Source organism: Streptomyces sp. NPDC007872 (assembly GCF_042868165.1).
Taxonomy (GTDB): Bacteria; Actinomycetota; Actinomycetes; order Streptomycetales; family Streptomycetaceae; genus Streptomyces.
The window spans coordinates 36,465-52,794 of the sequence record NZ_JBIAEA010000004.1 but is presented as its reverse complement, the minus strand read 5'-3'; the positions used below and the strand labels follow the sequence as shown (position 1 = coordinate 52,794).

Here is a 16,330-nt window from a genome sequence, read left to right as displayed (position 1 = left end):
CTTACACAGTAACGCGTAAGGCATACGCAGTACCGGCGCGGCATTCCGTCGTGCCCTCCACGAGCCCAGGGAGCACGCCATGCCTCCGGCCATCGAAGCCACCGGCCTGTCCAAGAGCCACGGCACCGTCCGCGTCCTCGACGCCCTCGACCTGCGGGTCGCCGAGGGCACCGTCTTCGCCCTGCTCGGCCCCAACGGCGCCGGGAAGACCACCACCGTCCGGATCCTCGCCACCCTCACCGCCCCCGACGCCGGCCACGCGCGCGTGGCGGGGCACGACGTCGTCACCGAGCGCTCCCGGGTCCGCCGCGCGATCAGCCTCACCGGCCAGTCCGCCGCCGTCGACGAGACCCAGACCGGCGCCGAGAACCTGCGGACCGTCGCCCGGCTCTCCGGGCTCTCCCGCCGCGCCGCCGCCCGCCGCGCCGCCGAACTCCTCGAACGCTTCGGCCTCACCGGGGCGGGCGACCGCCTCACCGGCACCTACTCGGGCGGCATGCGCCGCCGCCTCGACCTCGCCGCGGGCCTGGTCCGCGACCCCGGCACCATCCGGGTGATGTTCCTCGACGAACCCACCACCGGGCTCGACCCGCGCAGCCGCCAGGAGCTGTGGGACGCGGTCCGCGAACTCTCCGCCGCCGGCACGACCGTCTTCCTCACCACCCAGTACCTGGAGGAGGCCGACCGGCTCGCCGACCGGATCAGCGTCCTCGGCGAGGGCCGCACCCTCGCCGCCGGCACCCCCGCCGCGCTCAAGTCGCGGTACGCGGGCCACCGGCTCGACCTCGTCGCCCGGGACCGGGAGGGCTATCTGCGCCTCACGTCCGCCGCCGCCGGCCGTACGGCCACCGCCGCGCCCGAGACCCTGGCCCTCGGCGTCCCCACCGACGGCAGCGCCGCCCACGTCCGGGACCTGCTCGACGTCCTCGACCCGGAGCGCCGGGACATCGCCCGCTTCACCCTCCACACGGCCACGCTCGACGACGTCTTCCTCGCCCTCACCGAAGCCGGCGACACCGGCCGCATCGACCACGACAAGGAGCCCAGCCGTGTCTGACGCCCTCTCCGCCGCGAGCGTCCTCGCCGGCCGCGGCATCCGGATCAGCCGCCGCAACCTCGACGCCGTCCTCACCTCGATGCTGCTGCCGGTCATGCTGATGCTGGTCTTCGTCTACTTCTTCGGCGGAGCCATCGACACCGGCACCGGCACCCGGTACGTCACCTACGTCGTTCCCGGCGTCCTCGTCCTCTGCGCCGGGTTCGGCGCGGCGGGCACCGCCGTCTCCGTCAGCGAGGACATGCGGCGCGGGGTGGTGGACCGTTTCCGCACCCTCGACGTCGGCGGCACGCCGTTCCTGGCCGGACACGTCGCCGCGTCCCTCGCCCGCAACCTGCTCTCCACCGCGCTCGTCCTCGGCGTCGCCTTCCTCATCGGCTTCCGCCCCGCCGCCTCCCCCGGCGGCTGGCTCGCGGCCGTCGGCCTGCTGCTCGCCTTCATCACCGCCGTCTCCTGGCTGTCGGCGGCGGCCGGTCTCGTCGCCAGGACGCCGGAGGCGGCCGGCGCGGTCACCTTCCTCATGATGTTCCTGCCGTACCCCAGCAGCGCGTTCGTCCCGATCGACAGCATGCCGGGCTGGCTGCACGGCTTCGCCGGACACCAGCCGGTGACCCCGCTGATCGAGTCGATGCGGGGACTGCTGCTCGGCCTGCCGGTCGGGAACGCGCCCTGGATCGCGCTCGCCTGGTGCGCGGGCCTGTGCGCCCTCGCGCTCGCCGCCGCCGGCGTCCTCTTCCGCCGCCGCACCCGCTGAGCCGCCCGGGGCACGGCGGGGCCGGGGGACGGCTCAGAAGATGTCCGGCGAGAACGGCCGCAGCGGGGTGCGGAAGAGCAGGTCGGCGCGGGCCGCCGCGCCGGGCGTGGCCTCCTCGACGCGCCCGAGCCGGGCGAGCCGTACCGCCGAGCGGTCGCCGAACGCCAGCGTCCCCAGCTCGGCGACGTCGAGGACGAGGTCGGCGGACGCGTCCGTACGGGCGCAGGAGGCGCCCTCCGGCGAGGCGTCGAGGCGGAAGCGCCCGCCCGCGAGGCCGTCCGCGTCCCGCACCTCCAGGACGAGGGCGTCCGCCACCGGGTACGTACGCCCCTCCAGGAGCCGGGGCACGTCCAGGACCCGGACCCACAGCATGTCCGCGTGGGACACCGTCCTCGCCGCGCGCGGGTCCGGAAGCAGCTCCGGCAGCGGGTCGTCGGGCGCGCGGTAGCCGGAGCGGACGGTGGTCACCCAGTCCAGCGAGCAGAGGTAGAGCCACAGGGCGCGCTCGGCGGCCGGGGTGACGGCGATCAGGTCGCGCACGGTCGCGGTGTTCACCGGCTGCTTGCTGTCGTCCCACTTGTCGTCCGAGCGGTACGACACGAACCCCTCGGGCTCGCCGGACTCCGACCGGTACACCGCGTAGTACGGCTCCGTCCACGGGTCGATCTGGAAGCCGAGGCCGGTGCCCTGGGCCCAGGTGCGCTCGGTCCGGTCGGTGACGCCGGCCCGGACCCCGGCGAGCCGGCGGTGCAGCGCGGGCCCGGTCTTGCGGATCTCGTCGCCGTCGGACAGGTCGACGCGGCCGCCGTCCTCGGGGCGGCCCGAGCGGCGCGGGTCGAGCCCGGCCCGCCGCAGGTCCACGCTCCACTCGGTGGTCCAGCTCGCCGGACCGAAGCCGAACCGGCCGTAGATCGGGTACTCGGCGGCGATCAGGGTCGCGAGCGCGTCGCCCCGCTCCTTCGCGACGGCCAGGTCGGCGGCCATCATGCGGCTCAGCAGGCCCTGGCGCCGGTGCGTCGGCGAGACGGTCACCTGGGTGATCGCGTCGGCGGTGAGGCCGCCCCCGCCGACCGTGCTGACCTCCTGCCGGAACGAGCGGAAGGTGGCGACGACCCGGTCCCGGTCGAACGCCCCGAGGGTCCGCGCCAGGTCCACGTGCGGCAGCCGGTCGGCCACGTCCCCGTCGGGCACGTCGGGCGGACGGAGGAAACCGGTGCGCAGACCCCGCAGCCAGTCGGGGAACTCGGACTCCGTCACCGGACGTATGTCGACAGTCATCCTTCGACCCTACGCAGGCCCCGGACGGCCCCGCACCGGATTTTCGACCGCCCGGAAGCGGGGCGGAAGCACCCCCGGAAAGCCTCAGGCCAGCAGGTCGTCGACCTGGGCCTCGCCCTCCCGGTACCGGCGGGCGATCTCCGCCCCGCAGTCGTCGGCCGTCCGCTGGAGCTCCTGCCGGCGCCGGGAGACCTGCTGCTCGTACCCCGCGAGCCGCCCCATCGCCGCGTGCAGCTCGTCGTCCGTGCGGGCCGTCAGGTCCGACAGCTCGACCTCGGACAGCATCTCGTTCGCGAGCCGCCGGTACTCCTCCCCGCGCGGCGTCGACAGCGTCACGTGCCGGGCCGACGTGCGGTGCCGGGAGGGCACGTCCGCGAGGATCTCCGGGAGCCGGTCGAGGACCGGCGCCTCCGGATCGGTCCGGCGCGCCAGCTCGGCCCGCAGGATGTCGATCCGGCCCTGGAGCATCCGCCGCACGTAGCTCAGGTCGGCCTCGTCGCTCCGGGCGTCCCGGCGCAGCGCGCGCAGCTCGGGCAGCCCCAGCGTGCCGAGGTCCCACTGCGCCCGCTCCGGCAGGGCGGGCTCGGAGGTCCGCTGCGCGGGCGGCCGCGTCACGGAGGAACCGCCCGCCCGCGTCAGCGGTACGGGACCGGACGGCGTGGGCCCGGTGCCAGGTGCACTCATGAGTTTCGTCCCCTCGACCGGTGCGGAGCCGCACCGCCTGACACGCATGGTGCCACTCCCACCCGTGCGCGTGCAGGCGCTCTGCACCCGTTCGGCCCCTCCCGCGTTCGGGTGGGTAGGTTGGGGCGCATGCGAGCAGTGGTGCAGAGGGTCGACGGCGCGAGCGTCGTCGTCGCAGGGGAGACCGTCGGTGGGATCGAGGGCGAGGGGCTGTGCGTCCTGGTCGGGGTGACCCATGACGACACCCCGGAGAAGGCCGCCCGATTGGCCAGAAAACTCTGGTCCGTCCGGGTGCTGGCCGACGAGAAGTCGTGCTCCGACGTGAACGCGCCGCTGCTCGTGATCTCCCAGTTCACCCTCTACGGAGACGCCCGCAAGGGCCGCCGCCCCACCTGGAACGCGGCCGCGCCCTGCCCGGTCGCCGAGCCCCTCGTGGACGAGGTCGTGCACCAACTGCGCGAGCTGGGCGCGCACGTGGAGACGGGCCGCTTCGGAGCGGACATGCGCGTCTCGCTCACGAACCACGGCCCGTTCACGGTGCTGATCGAGGTCTGACGGCCTACGGCTCGACGACGACCTCCTGCGCGGCCGCCGTCGTCCCGGCGACCAGCGGGGCGTCCACGGGAACGTTCCGCTTCACCAGGGCCAGGGCGATCGGACCCAGCTCGTGGTGGCGGACGGCGGTGGTCACGAAGCCGAGCTGGCGCCCGTCCTCGCCGTCGGACGCGAGCCGGACCGGGGTCCCGTGGCCCGGCAGGAGCACCTCGCTGCCGTCCAGGTGCAGGAAGACCAGGCGGCGCGGGGGCTTGCCCAGGTTCTGCACGCGGGCGACGGTCTCCTGCCCCCGGTAACAGCCCTTCTGGAGGTGGACGGCGCCGCCGATGAGGCCGATCTCGTGCGGAATGGTCCGGTGGTCGGTCTCGAAGCCGAGCCGCGGCCGGTACGCCTCGACCCGCAGCGCCTCGTACGCGAGGATCCCGGCCGCCGGGCCGTGCGAGGCGGCGAAGGGCTCCAGGTCGGCGCGGGGCAGGAACAGGTCGCGCCCGTGCGGGGTCTCCCGTACGACGACGCCCTCGGGTACCCCGGCGATGGAGCCGGCCGGGAGGTGGACGACCGCGGTGTCCTCCGTGCGGTCGGCGACCTCGACCCGGTAGAAGAACTTCATCGACTCCAGGTAGGCGATCAGCTCGCCCTGCGTGCCCGGCTCGACGTGCGCCCACACCGTCTCGCCGTCGTCGACGAGGTAGAGGGCGTGCTCGATGTGCCCGTTGGCGGAGAGGACCAGCGCCTCGGTGGCCCGCCCGGGCGGCAGGTCGGTCATGTACTGGGTGAGCAGCAGGTGCAGCCAGCTCAGCCGGTCGTCGCCGGAGACGGCGACGACGCCGCGGTGCGAGAGGTCGACGAAGCCCTCGCCCTCCGAGAGGGCGCGCTGCTCGCGGAACAGGTCGCCGTAGTGCGCGGCGACGCCCTCGTCGCGCCCTTCGGCGGCGACGGCGCCGGGCAGGGACAGCAGGGGGCTGGTCGTGGAAGGTCGCTGCATGGGGAAAGCCTACGACTCCGTGTCCAGGCCCTGCCGGGCCGCCGGGTCCGGGGACGCGCGAGGAGGGCTACTCGCCCGCCGGGGCCTCCCCGCGCTTCTTCGCGGCGCAGTCCCCGCACCGCCCGAAGATCGCGAAGTGCTTCATGTCCGTCTCGAAGCCGAAGGTCTCGCGGAGCTTCCCGGTGAACTCGGCGGCCACCTCGACGTCCGCCTCGATCACCCCGGAGCAGTCCCGGCAGACCAGGTGGAGGTGGTGGTGCCGGTCGGCGAGGTGGTACGTCGGGGCCCCGTGCCCCAGGTGCGCGTGGCTGACGAGCCCGAGCTCCTCCAGGAGCTCCAGGGTCCGGTACACGGTGGAGATGTTCACCCCGGAGGCCGTCTTGCGGACCTCGCAGAGGATGTCGTCGGGCGTCGCGTGCTCCAGCGCGTCGACGGCCTCCAGGACAAGCTGGCGCTGCGGCGTCAGCCGGTAGCCGCGCTGCCGCAGGTCGCTCTTCCAGTCGGTGCTCACCACGCCCCCCAGTGTAGGAGGGCGCGGCGCACGACCCCAGGGCTTCCCGGAACGGCTTCTAGCGGAAGAAGGCGATGCCGTCGTCCGGCATGTCGGGCAGGTTGCGGGCCATCTCCGCGACCTCCTCCGGCGTGACGACCTTCTTCAGGTGCGCCGACATGTACGGACGGAGCGGGACCTCGGGGGTCGCCTTCTCGCCCACCCACATCAGGTCGCTCTTGACGTAGCCGTACAGGCGCTTGCCCCCGCTGTACGGGCCCGAGGCGGCCGTGCGGGCGACGGCGTCCGTCGCCAGGTCGATCTGCGGCTTCTGGTCGGCGAGCTCGCCGTACCAGATCTCCACGATGCCCTGGTCGCGGACCATGACGATCTCGACCTTGCGGTCCTTGTCGATCCGCCAGTACCCGCTCTCGCTCTCCAGCGGGCGGACCTTCTCGCCCTTCTCGTCCAGGACCCAGGAGTGCGAGTGGTACTCCAGGAAGTCCCGGCCGTCGTGGCTGAACGTCACGGACTGGCCGAAGTTGCACTTCTCGGCGCCGGGGAAGTCGGAGACGCCCGCGCCCTCCCACGTGCCGAGCAGGAACGCGAGGGGGACGAGGTCCGGGTTGAGGTCGGACGGGATCTCGATCATGAGCAGCTCTGGCGTTCTCTAGAGGGGGATTACCGCTGGCCCTGGTACAGCTTCTTCACGGTCAGACCCGCGAAGGCGAGCACGCCGACGCAGACCAGGACCAGCAGAGCTTCGAAGAAAATGATCACGGGGTGCTCCTCGACTGAGGTGTGAAGGCGGAACGGGCCGGACCCCAGCTTAGTGGCCCGGGGTCCGGCCCACTCGGTGAGGTGGGTCTCGGGGCGGGCGGTCAGCCGAGCAGTTGGTTCTGCAGGGTGACCGTCTGCTGGAACGGCACGAGGAGCGCCTCGCCCGGACGCGTCTGGGTGACCACCGCGAGGACGTCACCGGCCTGGATGTAGGCCCAGCGGGTCTGCTCGGGACCGTAGGGCTTCTTCTCCCGGAAGGCGTACAGGCTCGTGTCCGGCACCTCGACGTCGTCCGCGAAGCTCTCCATGACGAGGCCCTCCACCCCCTCCGGCAGGGCCTTCGGGCCGTCCGCGGCGTCCGCTTGGACCGCCACGTCCTTGTACGCCTCGGCGTGGCCCACCGAGCCGAACCGGAGCAGGTGGACGCTGGTGCGGGTGCCGTCCGGCATCGTCCACGCCCGGGCGGCGACGTGCCGCAGGGTGGAGTCCGCCAGCGTCCGCTCCAGTTCCCCGCGGAACTCCTTCCCGTAGAGCGAGAGGTACGCGCCGGTGGACGTGAACCCGCCGTCCAGCGTCGGGTCGGGCGTCGCTCCGGCCGGCGCGGGCAGCAGCAGCTCGCGCAGGTCGGCGTGGTGGACCTCGCCCTCGTTGCCCTCGGTGAAGGGGCGGGGCCGGTCCACCGGGAGCGCCGGGAGGCGGAGCACCGGGTACTCCCAGCGCCCGTCGCCCTCGGTCGCGAGACCGGGCACGTCGTCCCGGTCGAGCGCGGTGATCCCCGCGGCGGTGCCGGCCCCCACGCCGCCGCACACGACGACGGCGGCCGTCCAGCGGGCGACGGCCCACAGGACGCGGCGGGCGCGGCGGGGGGAGGCGGGAGCCGCCGTCCCGTCGGCGGGCACCGGCGCCGGCTGCTCGGCCGACTGCCCGGCCGGCCGCTCGGTCCCCTGCTCGGCCAACTGCTCGGTCATACGTACTCCCCCGGGGACTCGATGTGGCGGAGCTGCTTCTCGACGAGATCGGCCACGGCCTTCTGGTCGAAGGGCGGAGCCCCGAACGCCACGACGGTGACCATGACCTCGCCGTCGTACGCCGTGCAGCTCATGTCCTGGAGGTCGGGGGTCCGCTCCCGCCCCTCCCGCTGCTCGGGCTTCCGGGGCTTCGGCCCCAGGTAGCAGGCGGCGTTCGTCGCGTGCTCCTTGATCTTCGGGCCCTTGCGGAGCTCCAGGAGCTCGGACAGGTCCTTCCGGAGCTCGAAGAACTCGCGGACCGTCTTCTTGTCCTTCATCCGCAGGATGAGGACCTCGGCCTGGAGGGTGCTGTCCTCGCTGGCGTACGAGCGCATCGCGATGCCCTGGACGCCGAGCCGGTCGACCTCCTTCTCGTAGGCGCGGCGCTCCTTGCCGTAGAAGCCGCGGCCCGTCTGCTTGAGGAGGGCCGCGGCCTCCGCCGCCGGCAGCTCGTCGTCGTTGCCGTACCCCTGGACGTCCGCACCGAGCACGTACCCCTCCGGCACCGGCAGGAGGAGCCCGCTCATCGGGGTGGACGCCCGGCCCCGGTGGACGCCGGCGGCCGGGTCCCCGGCGGTCGCGGTCGCGGTGGGGTCCGCCCACGCCACCGTGGGGGCGGAGCGGTCGGCCCGGTCGACCGTGACGACGGTGTACGCGGCGCCGCCGCCGACGGCACCGAGCACGAGCACGGAGGCCAGTGCGTTCTTCAGGATCCGGCGTGCGCGGGTCCCCGACTTCTCGCTCACAGGCGCCCCAGTTGCCGCTCGGCCAGAGAACGGATCTCGCTCTCGGCTATCTCGTGTGTGTCGTACATGAGGATCGTGATCGCGATGTCGCCGCGCTGGATGAAGGCGCGGGCCTCGTAGGCGTCCAGGTAGCCCGCCTCGCGGCGCACCGGATAGACGAAGTAGCGGCCCTCCGAGGAGCCCTTCACGGCGGTCCCGAGGGTGCCGGCCCCGCTCTCGCCGATGGCGATCCGCTGCTGCTGCATCACGTGCTCCCGGGCGCCCTGCGCGGAGGTGGGGCGGTACTGCACGAGGTCGATCTCGACGCTCTTGTGCTCGCCCGTGCGCCACGCGCGCGTGGCGATCCGCCGGATGCCCAGGTCGAGCTGGGTCTCCAGCGCCGCTTCGGGCCGGGTGAAGCCGTCGACGTAATCGGCGAACGACTGCCAGCCGTCCGGCTGGTCCTCGTCGGCCCGGGCCGACGCCGGCCTCGGCAGCAGCAGCTTCCGCAGGTCGCCCTGTGTCTTCGCCCCGCGGTCCTCCGCCGCGGACAGCGGCTCCGGCTCCCGGTCCTTCGGGAGCGGCTTCGCCGGGTACGCGAGGCCCGGCTGGTTGAGGGCGGGCAGCGGGACCGGTGCGCGTCCGGCCTGGATGCCGTAGCCGACGGCGGTGCCGCCGACGAGCCCGACGACGGCGGCGACGGCGAGCAGCCCGACCGTACGGAGCCCCCGGCGGCGGGGCCGCGCAGAGGGCGCGGGCACCGTGTCGTCCGGTGTCGTTTCCCCCTGGTCGGGGCTGTTTTCCTCGTCGTTCAAGAGTCCCCCCACGAGACCTGAAGCGCGGATTCCGTAACCCGTGCACCCCCCTGACACGTGAGGGGTGCATGAGGTTGTGGTGCCGCGCATTACAGTTCGGGACATGGCGAAGAAGCTCGTGATCAAGGTGACCGCGGGGGCCGATGCCCCCGAACGCTGCTCGCAGGCCTTCACGGTGGCCGCCGTGGCCGTCGCCAGCGGGGTCGAGGTCTCGCTCTGGCTGACCGGCGAGTCCTCCTGGTTCGCCCTCCCGGGCCGGGCCGCCGAGTTCGAGCTCCCGCACGCCGCGCCGCTGCCGGACCTGCTCGACTCGATCCTGGCGGGCGGGCGCGTGACGCTCTGCACCCAGTGCGCGGCCCGCCGCGAGATCACGGAGAAGGACGTCCTGGCCGGCGTCCGCATCGCCGGCGCGCAGGTCTTCGTCCAGGAGGCGACGGCGGACGAGACGCAGGCCCTCGTCTACTGAGACGCCCACCGGGACGCGGCCCCTACCGCTCCCGCCGCTTCTTCCCGTCCAGCTCGTCCCACCAATCGTCCGACTGCGGGTCGCCCGAGGGATCGTCCCACCAGCGGTCCTCCGGGCCCCGGCGGTTGGCGACCATCGCGGCGGCCGGGGGGATGACCATGGCGACGACGCACATGGCGACGGCGGCCGGGGTCGAGAAGAGGCGTACGACGGCCCAGGCGCCCACGAAGAGGAACAGGCAGGCGCCCATCATCCAGAAGTAGACGTGGCGGCGGCGTGCGTACACCCCTTCAGCGTACGTCCGCCGGGCGCGCGCGGGCAGACCGAAGGGCCGTGCCCCAAGTCCCGGAATGGCGTCCAACCCCCAGGAGGCACGGCCCTTCGGCCGGTAAGGCGTCGCGGATCAGACCGCGATGGCGACCTCCGCGAGACCGCCCTTCTGCGCCACGACCTTGCGGTCGGCGGTGCCGCCCGGCACCAGCGCGCGGACGGTCCAGGTGCCCTCGGCCGCGTAGAAGCGGAACTGTCCGGTGGCGGAGGTCGGAACCTCGGCCGTGAACTCGCCGGTCGAGTCCAGGAGGCGGACGTAACCGGTGACCGGCTCGCCGTCCTTGGTCACGAAGCCCTGGATGGTGGTCTCACCGGGCTTGATCGTCGAGGCGTCGGGGCCGCCGGGCTGCGCTCCACACATGCTGTTCTTTCCTTACGGTCGAGGGGTCCGGAAGAAGGGGAGGTCCGGAGGGTTACTTGGCGGCGCCGAGCTCGATCGGCACGCCGACGAGGGAGCCGTACTCGGTCCACGAGCCGTCGTAGTTCTTGACGTTCGGGACCTCGAGCAGCTCGTGCAGGACGAACCACGTGAGCGCGGAGCGCTCACCGATGCGGCAGTAGGCGATGGTGTCCTTCGCCAGGTCGACCTGCTCGGCCTCGTAGAGGGCCTTGAGCTCGTCGTCCGACTTGAAGGTGCCGTCGTCGTTGGCGTTCTTCGACCACGGGATGTTGCGGGCGCTCGGCACGTGGCCCGGGCGCTGCGACTGCTCCTGCGGGAGGTGCGCCGGGGCGAGCAGCTTGCCGGAGAACTCGTCGGGCGAGCGCACGTCGACCAGGTTCTGGGCGCCGATCGCGGCCACGACGTCGTCGCGGAAGGCACGGATCGAGGCGTCCTGGGCCTTGGCCTTGTACTCCGTGGCCGGGCGGTTCGGGACCTCGGAGCCGTCGACCAGGTCGCGGGAGTCGAGCTCCCACTTCTTGCGGCCGCCGTCGAGGAGCTTCACGTCCTGGTGGCCGTAGAGCTTGAAGTACCAGTAGGCGTAGGAGGCGAACCAGTTGTTGTTGCCGCCGTAGAGCACGACCGTGGTGTCGTTCGCGATGCCCTTGGCCGAGAGGAGCTTCTCGAAGCCCTCCTGGTCGACGAAGTCGCGGCGGACCGGGTCCTGGAGGTCCTTGGTCCAGTCGATGCGGATGGCGTTGCGGATGTGGTTCTTCTCGTAGGCCGAAGTGTCCTCGTCGACCTCGACGACGGCCACCTGCGGGTTGTCGAGGTTGGCCTCGACCCAGTCCGCGTCGACCAGGACGTCGCTGCGAGCCATGCTGTTCTCCTCCGGGGCAGTGTGCGGCGGTGCGGTGCGGGGTGGTGCGGGTACGCGTCGGAAACGTGCGTACGACGGCGTACGGCTGCGCGGGATGTGGCCCCGACTTCGGTCGACGGGCCGTGAGGAAAGCGGGGTCGGACGTCCCGCTCAGACGGGGCGACAGAGCATGGCGGCGACGCGGCACAGGTCTACTGCCCGCCGCTTCGTGAGATCCGCCTGTCGCTTCATGGTCCCGATCGTAGGGACGGACAGGCGGCCGTGTCACCGGCGTGTCATATTTCGAGACGCGATCGTCCGGTATGCGAGACGTGATCACGGCGCGGGGCGGCTCCGGGCGCCTCCGCACCGAGGTGTCCGGTTCTCTTTCTGCGGATCGGACGGCGCCGTCTCAACATGTGACCAGCCGGTAGGGGCAGGGGCCGCGCGGCCCCGGACGGGCTCAGCCCGCCAGGGCTATGTCCTTGCCCGAGACCGTGACCGCCAGGCCCTCCGGGCGCGGCTCGACCTTCTCCACCTTCATGCCGGCGAGCACGTGGAGCGGGCGCTCGAAGTCGGTGCGGGCGCGGACCAGGTCCTCCACGCCCGGGATGCCCTCGCCGGGCACCTCGTCGGCGCGGACCTTGATCGTGTCGCCGTTCACCACGGTCACGGTCGAGAGGACCGAGCGGGTCAGGGTGCGGCCCATGACCTCGACGCTGCCGGTGACCTTCACCTTGCCGTCCCCGCCGTAGGCGAGGGTGGCCTCGTGCTCGGAGGCGGCGGTGAGGTCCGCGTACGAGATGAGGGCGGTGCCGGTCGCGGTGCCGGCCTTCGCGCCCGAGAAGTCGCCGGTCACGGTCACGTCCCGCAGGACGACGTCCAGCTCGCCGACCCGTATCTTCCGGTCGCCCGCCTGCGCCTGGATGCCGGCCGCCCGCACGTCGACCCGGTCGAGGTGCTTGGCCGCCGCCTGGGTCAGGAAGGGGAAGCCCTTGATGTCGACCTCGATCGAGTCGCTCCGCGCGCCGGAGAGCTTCATCCGGCCCGCCGCCTCCGACTCCGCGTAGGCCACGGCGAGGCGGTCGATCCCGACGAAGATCCCGCCGAGGACGACGGCCAGGATGAGCAGAATCCGCAGTGCTCGCATGGAATGTGCGTCCCCCCGTGAAAGTTTTCGACCCCCGACACGAAGATCGACGTGCCGGAGGTCCGGTTGGTTCCCGAGTCCGGACGGTCTCGGGGACGGGCCCGGGTCGCCCCTACGGGACGCCCGGGCGGTGCCCGGAGCCCAGCCGTCAGGCCAGGGCGCGGCCCAGCAGGTACACGGCGGGCGCGGCGGCGGTCAGCGGCAGCGCGATGCCCGCGGTCATGTGGACGAACCGCGACGGGTAGTCGTAGCTGGCCGCCCGCAGGCCGACGAGGGCGCAGACCCCGGCGCCGAGGCCGAGCAGCGCGCCGGACGCGCCCAGGTCCGTGAGCCCGCCGGCCGCGATCCCCGCGCCCGCCGAGGCGAGCAGCGCGGCGACGACCGGGACCGGGCCCGGCAGCGGGAGCGCCTTGGCGAGGACGGCGGCGGCGACCGCGATCCCGCCCACGACCACTGCGTCGGGGGCCGCGCCGAGGTGCCCGGTGGCGATCACGGTCAGGGCCGCCGAGGCCACCGTGGCCATCAGGCCGTACATCCGCTCGTCCGGGTCCGCGTGGCTGCGGAGCTGGAGGACGAGGCAGAGCAGCACCCAGGCGCCGAGCGTGCCCAGGATCGCGGGGGCGGCGTTCTCCCGGCCGACGGCGAGCAGGGCGCCGTCGGCGACGAGGCCGCCCGCGAAGGCGAGGGCGATGCCCTGCCGGGCCGGCCACATGCCGTTGAGCCGGAACCAGCCGGCCGCGGTGAGCGCCTGGAGCAGGACGAGCGGGAGGAGCAGGCCGTACGGGCCGAGGGCGGCGCCGCCGGCGAGCAGCAGGCCGAGGACCGCCGTCAGGGCGGCGGGCTGCATGCCGGGCTCGATGATCGGCGAGCGCCCCTCGGCACGGGCCCGCTGGGCGTCGGTGATCCGGGTGTTCCCGGAGGTGGTGGGCGAGGAGTAGGCGGGCCCGTCGCCGCCCACGGGGGCGGGGGCCGGGGCGGGCGCGGGTGCCGGTGCCGGAGCCGGGGCGGCGGTCTGCTGCGGCTGGTACGCGCCCGCGTACGGCTGCGGCTGCCCGTATGCCTGCGGCTGCGGCTCACGGGGCTGCTGTCCGTACGCCTGCGACTGCGGCTGCGCCTGCTGCTCGTACGCCTGGGGCTGCGCCTGCTGCCCGTACGCCTGCGGCGCATACCGCTGCTCCCCGTACTCCCCGTACTCCCCGTACGGCTGCGGCTGCTCGTACGGGCCCGGGGCCTGCGGCCGGGGCTGGACGGCCGGCTGGTACTGGGTGTCCCAGGTCTGGCCCTCCCACGTCTGCGTGACGTCGGGGTCCTGCTGCCCGCCCGCGTACGGGTCGTACGGCCGCTGCCCGTCCGCGTACGGGTCCGGCTGCTGTCCGCCGTAGTACTGGTCGTTGCTCATTGCTCTGGGGTTCACCCTCCTGCGAACGGGGGGAGCACCTCGACCGTGCCGCCCTCGGCAAGCCGTACGGTCTCATGGCTCCGGATGCCGACGGGGTCGCCGTCGACCAGGAACGAGCACCGCCGGAGGACCCGGACGAGCTCGCCCGGGTGCTTCGCGCGGGCCGCGTCGAGGGCCTCGGCCAGGTGCTCGGCGGCGTACGGCTCCTCGGCGACACCGGCGGCCGCCTTGGCCGCGGCCCAGTAGCGGATGGTTCCCGCTGCCATAGCGGCGCTCCCTTCGTTCGTGTGCGCGCCGCTCCCATGATGGGCCATGCGCGCGTGGGCCGGACCGGTGACCGCCGTACCGGTGATCCTCGCGGGAGGGCGTGCGCGAACCGCCGCGACACGGACCGCTCGTCCCTGCGCAACATGGCGTTCCGGGTGCCGGGAGTGAGCGAAGAGACATCCACGATGTGAAATCCGCCCTCTCCACCGGAAGGCATCTGGGTTATTCTGCTGGGCAGAGGATCCGGGCGACGCAGCCACCGGGTCCTTTTGCGTTTTCCGGCCGTTGTTACGGACGGATGAACAAAAGCTCTCAGGGCGCGAGAGCCGGCAGAGCCGTACGAAGCAGTGCACGTCCTCGCAGGGACCGAGGAAGGAACCGACCTTATGGGCGAGCGAACCGAGCACGATCGCATGACCACGACCGGGGCAGGTGGTGGGCGATGAGTTCACTGCTCCTCCTGACCAACGCCCTCCAGCCGTCGACCGAGGTGCTGCCCGCCCTCGGCCTGCTGCTGCACAACGTCCGGGTGGCCCCGGCCGAGGGCCCGGCCCTCGTGGACACCCCCGGCGCGGACGTGATCCTCGTCGACGGCCGGCGCGACCTCCCGCAGGTGCGCTCGCTCTGCCAGCTCCTGCGCTCCACCGGGCCCGGCTGTCCGCTGGTCCTCGTCGTCACGGAGGGCGGCCTCGCGGCCGTCACCGCCGACTGGGGCATCGACGACGTCCTCCTCGACACGGCCGGACCGGCCGAGGTCGAGGCGCGGCTGCGGCTCGCGACGGGCCGCCAGCAGATCGTCTCCGACGACTCCCCGATGGAGATCCGCAACGGCGACCTGTCGGTCGACGAGGCGACGTACAGCGCGAAGCTCAAGGGCCGCGTCCTGGACCTCACCTTCAAGGAGTTCGAGCTCCTGAAGTACCTCGCCCAGCACCCGGGCCGGGTCTTCACGCGCGCGCAGCTCCTCCAGGAGGTGTGGGGGTACGACTACTTCGGCGGCACCCGTACGGTCGACGTCCACGTACGGCGGCTGCGGGCCAAGCTCGGTCCCGAGCACGAGTCCCTCATCGGCACCGTCCGCAACGTCGGCTACCGCTTCGTCACCCCCGAGAAGGTGGAGCGGGCGGCCGAGGAGGCCCGGGCCAAGGAGGAGGCGCGCGCGAGCGCCCGCGTCAAGGGCGCCACGGAGGACGTCACCCCCGCGGAGGACAGGAACGTGGCGGACGCCACAGTGCGGCCTGCCGGCAGGTAGGTCCCCCCGCGTAGACTGCCGCGCGTGGCCAAGGTGACGCGGGATGACGTAGCGCGACTGGCGGGTACTTCGACCGCGGTCGTGAGCTACGTCATCAACAACGGACCCAGGCCGGTCGCCCCGGCCACGCGCGAGCGTGTCCTCGCCGCCATCAAGGAGCTGGGCTACCGCCCCGACCGGGTGGCCCAGGCGATGGCGTCCCGGCGCACCGACCTCATAGGCATGATCGTCCCGGACGCGCGCCAGCCCTTCTTCGCGGAGATGGCGCACGCGGTCGAGCAGGCCGCCGCCGAGCGCGGCAAGATGGTCCTCGTCGGGAACTCCGACTACCGGACCGAGCGCGAGATCCACTACCTGCGCGCCTTCCTCGGGATGCGGGTCTCCGGTCTGATCCTGGTCAGCCAGGGCATGAGCGAGCAGGCCGCGAGCGAGATCGAGGCCTGGGACGCGCGCGTGGTGCTGCTGCACGAGCGGCCCGAGGCGATCGACGACGTGGCCGTCGTCACCGACGACATCGGCGGCGCCCAGCTCGTCACCCGCCACCTCCTGGAGCACGGCCACCCGTACGTGGCGTGCCTCGGCGGCGTCCCGAACACCCCGGCCGTCGGCGACCCGGTCGCCGACCACGTCGAGGGCTGGCGGCGCGCCATGGTCGAGGCGGGCCGCTCCACCGAGGGCCGGCTCTTCGAGGCGCCGTACAACCGCTACGACGCCTACCAGGTGGCCCTCAAGCTGCTCGCGGGCCCGGACAGGCCGCCGGCCATCTTCTGCTCCACCGACGACCAGGCCTTCGGCGTGCTGCGGGCGGCGCGCGAGCTGCGGATCGAGGTGCCGACCGAGCTGGCGGTCGCGGGCTTCGACGACGTGAAGGAGGCGGCGCTCACCGACCCGCCGCTGACCACGGTCTACTCGGACCGTCCGGCGATGGCCCGGGCGGCCGTCGACCTGGTCCTCGACGACTCGCTGCGGGTGGCGGGCTCGCGCCGCGAGCGCGTGAAGCTCTTCCCGTCGGCCCTGATCGTGCGCCGCTCCTGCGGCTGCGACGGCGGCGGACCGGACCTGGCGCGGCTCTCGACCCCGCGCTGAGGCCGGGTCCCG

The 16,330-nt window shown here is 73.2% G+C and carries 21 protein-coding genes; 6 read left to right on the top strand and 15 right to left on the bottom strand.

Annotation, left to right across the window (positions count from 1 at the left end):
• Nucleotides 1-79 precede the first annotated feature (79 nt).
• The gene (locus tag ACFYNX_RS14695) at nucleotides 80-1,057 is read left to right on the top strand and encodes an ATP-binding cassette domain-containing protein (protein WP_388661635.1); all 978 of its coding nucleotides are present in this window, start codon (nucleotides 80-82) and stop codon (nucleotides 1,055-1,057) included.
• Nucleotides 1,050-1,811: an ABC transporter permease gene (locus ACFYNX_RS14690; RefSeq protein WP_388661633.1), complete on the top strand. Its 762-nt coding sequence runs from the start codon at nucleotides 1,050-1,052 to the stop codon at nucleotides 1,809-1,811. Before ACFYNX_RS14695 ends, ACFYNX_RS14690 begins: the two co-directional genes overlap by 8 nt.
• A gap of 33 nt (nucleotides 1,812-1,844) precedes the next feature.
• Here the strand turns inward: ACFYNX_RS14690 and ACFYNX_RS14685 are convergent, their stop codons facing one another.
• Both ACFYNX_RS14685 and ACFYNX_RS14680 read right to left on the bottom strand, forming a co-directional pair.
• A complete protein-coding gene (locus tag ACFYNX_RS14685) occupies nucleotides 1,845-3,089 on the bottom strand; it encodes a GNAT family N-acetyltransferase (protein ID WP_388661631.1) in 1,245 nt (414 codons plus the stop codon).
• Between the two features lie 84 nt (nucleotides 3,090-3,173).
• The gene (locus tag ACFYNX_RS14680) at nucleotides 3,174-3,773 is read right to left on the bottom strand and encodes an ABC transporter substrate-binding protein (RefSeq protein ID WP_365548749.1); all 600 of its coding nucleotides are present in this window, start codon (nucleotides 3,771-3,773) and stop codon (nucleotides 3,174-3,176) included.
• Between the two features lie 129 nt (nucleotides 3,774-3,902).
• On the opposite strand from ACFYNX_RS14680, the gene dtd reads away from it, so the two are divergent.
• The gene (gene dtd, locus ACFYNX_RS14675) at nucleotides 3,903-4,328 is read left to right on the top strand and encodes a D-aminoacyl-tRNA deacylase (protein ID WP_388661629.1); all 426 of its coding nucleotides are present in this window, start codon (nucleotides 3,903-3,905) and stop codon (nucleotides 4,326-4,328) included.
• Between the two features lie 4 nt (nucleotides 4,329-4,332).
• Here dtd and ACFYNX_RS14670 read toward each other — a convergent pair whose 3' ends face one another.
• The 6 genes from ACFYNX_RS14670 to ACFYNX_RS14645 all read right to left on the bottom strand — a co-directional run bounded on the left by ACFYNX_RS14670 (nucleotide 4,333) and on the right by ACFYNX_RS14645 (nucleotide 9,130).
• Nucleotides 4,333-5,313, bottom strand: a complete 981-nt coding sequence (locus tag ACFYNX_RS14670; protein ID WP_388661627.1) for a YgfZ/GcvT domain-containing protein — start codon at nucleotides 5,311-5,313, stop codon at nucleotides 4,333-4,335.
• Between the two features lie 67 nt (nucleotides 5,314-5,380).
• On the bottom strand, nucleotides 5,381-5,827 hold the full coding sequence (locus ACFYNX_RS14665) for a Fur family transcriptional regulator (RefSeq protein ID WP_125667067.1): 447 nt from the start codon (nucleotides 5,825-5,827) through the stop codon (nucleotides 5,381-5,383).
• 55 nt (nucleotides 5,828-5,882) lie between these two features.
• Nucleotides 5,883-6,455, bottom strand: a complete 573-nt coding sequence (locus ACFYNX_RS14660) for an FABP family protein (RefSeq protein WP_365548739.1) — start codon at nucleotides 6,453-6,455, stop codon at nucleotides 5,883-5,885.
• 229 nt (nucleotides 6,456-6,684) lie between these two features.
• Nucleotides 6,685-7,551: a hypothetical protein gene (locus tag ACFYNX_RS14655; protein ID WP_388661625.1), complete on the bottom strand. Its 867-nt coding sequence runs from the start codon at nucleotides 7,549-7,551 to the stop codon at nucleotides 6,685-6,687.
• On the bottom strand, nucleotides 7,548-8,336 hold the full coding sequence (locus ACFYNX_RS14650) for a hypothetical protein (protein ID WP_388661623.1): 789 nt from the start codon (nucleotides 8,334-8,336) through the stop codon (nucleotides 7,548-7,550). Before ACFYNX_RS14650 ends, ACFYNX_RS14655 begins: the two co-directional genes overlap by 4 nt.
• Nucleotides 8,333-9,130: a hypothetical protein gene (locus ACFYNX_RS14645; protein ID WP_388661621.1), complete on the bottom strand. Its 798-nt coding sequence runs from the start codon at nucleotides 9,128-9,130 to the stop codon at nucleotides 8,333-8,335. Before ACFYNX_RS14645 ends, ACFYNX_RS14650 begins: the two co-directional genes overlap by 4 nt.
• Before the next feature lie 103 nt (nucleotides 9,131-9,233).
• Here ACFYNX_RS14645 and ACFYNX_RS14640 point away from each other — a divergent pair, with 103 nt between their 5' ends.
• Complete coding sequence (locus ACFYNX_RS14640) at nucleotides 9,234-9,596, top strand: DsrE family protein (protein WP_388661619.1); 363 nt, start codon at nucleotides 9,234-9,236, stop codon at nucleotides 9,594-9,596.
• A gap of 22 nt (nucleotides 9,597-9,618) precedes the next feature.
• Here ACFYNX_RS14640 and ACFYNX_RS14635 read toward each other — a convergent pair whose 3' ends face one another.
• From ACFYNX_RS14635 to ACFYNX_RS14605, 7 genes are all read right to left on the bottom strand, one after another.
• On the bottom strand, nucleotides 9,619-9,918 hold the full coding sequence (locus ACFYNX_RS14635) for a DUF3099 domain-containing protein (RefSeq protein WP_388662542.1): 300 nt from the start codon (nucleotides 9,916-9,918) through the stop codon (nucleotides 9,619-9,621).
• A gap of 81 nt (nucleotides 9,919-9,999) precedes the next feature.
• Nucleotides 10,000-10,287, bottom strand: a complete 288-nt coding sequence (locus ACFYNX_RS14630; RefSeq protein ID WP_030220952.1) for a DUF1416 domain-containing protein — start codon at nucleotides 10,285-10,287, stop codon at nucleotides 10,000-10,002.
• A 52-nt stretch (nucleotides 10,288-10,339) separates the two neighbouring features.
• On the bottom strand, nucleotides 10,340-11,185 hold the full coding sequence (locus ACFYNX_RS14625) for a sulfurtransferase (RefSeq protein WP_365548721.1): 846 nt from the start codon (nucleotides 11,183-11,185) through the stop codon (nucleotides 10,340-10,342).
• 150 nt (nucleotides 11,186-11,335) lie between these two features.
• Nucleotides 11,336-11,416, bottom strand: a complete 81-nt coding sequence (locus ACFYNX_RS14620) for an Ms5788A family Cys-rich leader peptide (protein WP_351229977.1) — start codon at nucleotides 11,414-11,416, stop codon at nucleotides 11,336-11,338.
• A gap of 211 nt (nucleotides 11,417-11,627) precedes the next feature.
• The gene (locus ACFYNX_RS14615; protein WP_365548718.1) at nucleotides 11,628-12,314 is read right to left on the bottom strand and encodes a DUF2993 domain-containing protein; all 687 of its coding nucleotides are present in this window, start codon (nucleotides 12,312-12,314) and stop codon (nucleotides 11,628-11,630) included.
• Between the two features lie 148 nt (nucleotides 12,315-12,462).
• A complete protein-coding gene (locus tag ACFYNX_RS14610) occupies nucleotides 12,463-13,713 on the bottom strand; it encodes a hypothetical protein (RefSeq protein ID WP_388661616.1) in 1,251 nt (416 codons plus the stop codon).
• A gap of 11 nt (nucleotides 13,714-13,724) precedes the next feature.
• Nucleotides 13,725-13,979 (bottom strand): MoaD/ThiS family protein, encoded by a 255-nt coding sequence (locus ACFYNX_RS14605; protein WP_365548712.1) that lies wholly within the window; start codon nucleotides 13,977-13,979, stop codon nucleotides 13,725-13,727.
• A 443-nt stretch (nucleotides 13,980-14,422) separates the two neighbouring features.
• Here ACFYNX_RS14605 and ACFYNX_RS14600 point away from each other — a divergent pair, with 443 nt between their 5' ends.
• Together ACFYNX_RS14600 and ACFYNX_RS14595 are read left to right on the top strand one after the other, a co-directional pair.
• The gene (locus ACFYNX_RS14600; RefSeq protein ID WP_365548709.1) at nucleotides 14,423-15,232 is read left to right on the top strand and encodes a response regulator transcription factor; all 810 of its coding nucleotides are present in this window, start codon (nucleotides 14,423-14,425) and stop codon (nucleotides 15,230-15,232) included.
• Nucleotides 15,233-15,256: 24 nt separating this feature from the next.
• Entirely contained in the window at nucleotides 15,257-16,318 is a 1,062-nt protein-coding gene (locus ACFYNX_RS14595; RefSeq protein ID WP_365548707.1) for a LacI family DNA-binding transcriptional regulator, read from the top strand.
• Nucleotides 16,319-16,330 lie beyond the last annotated feature (12 nt).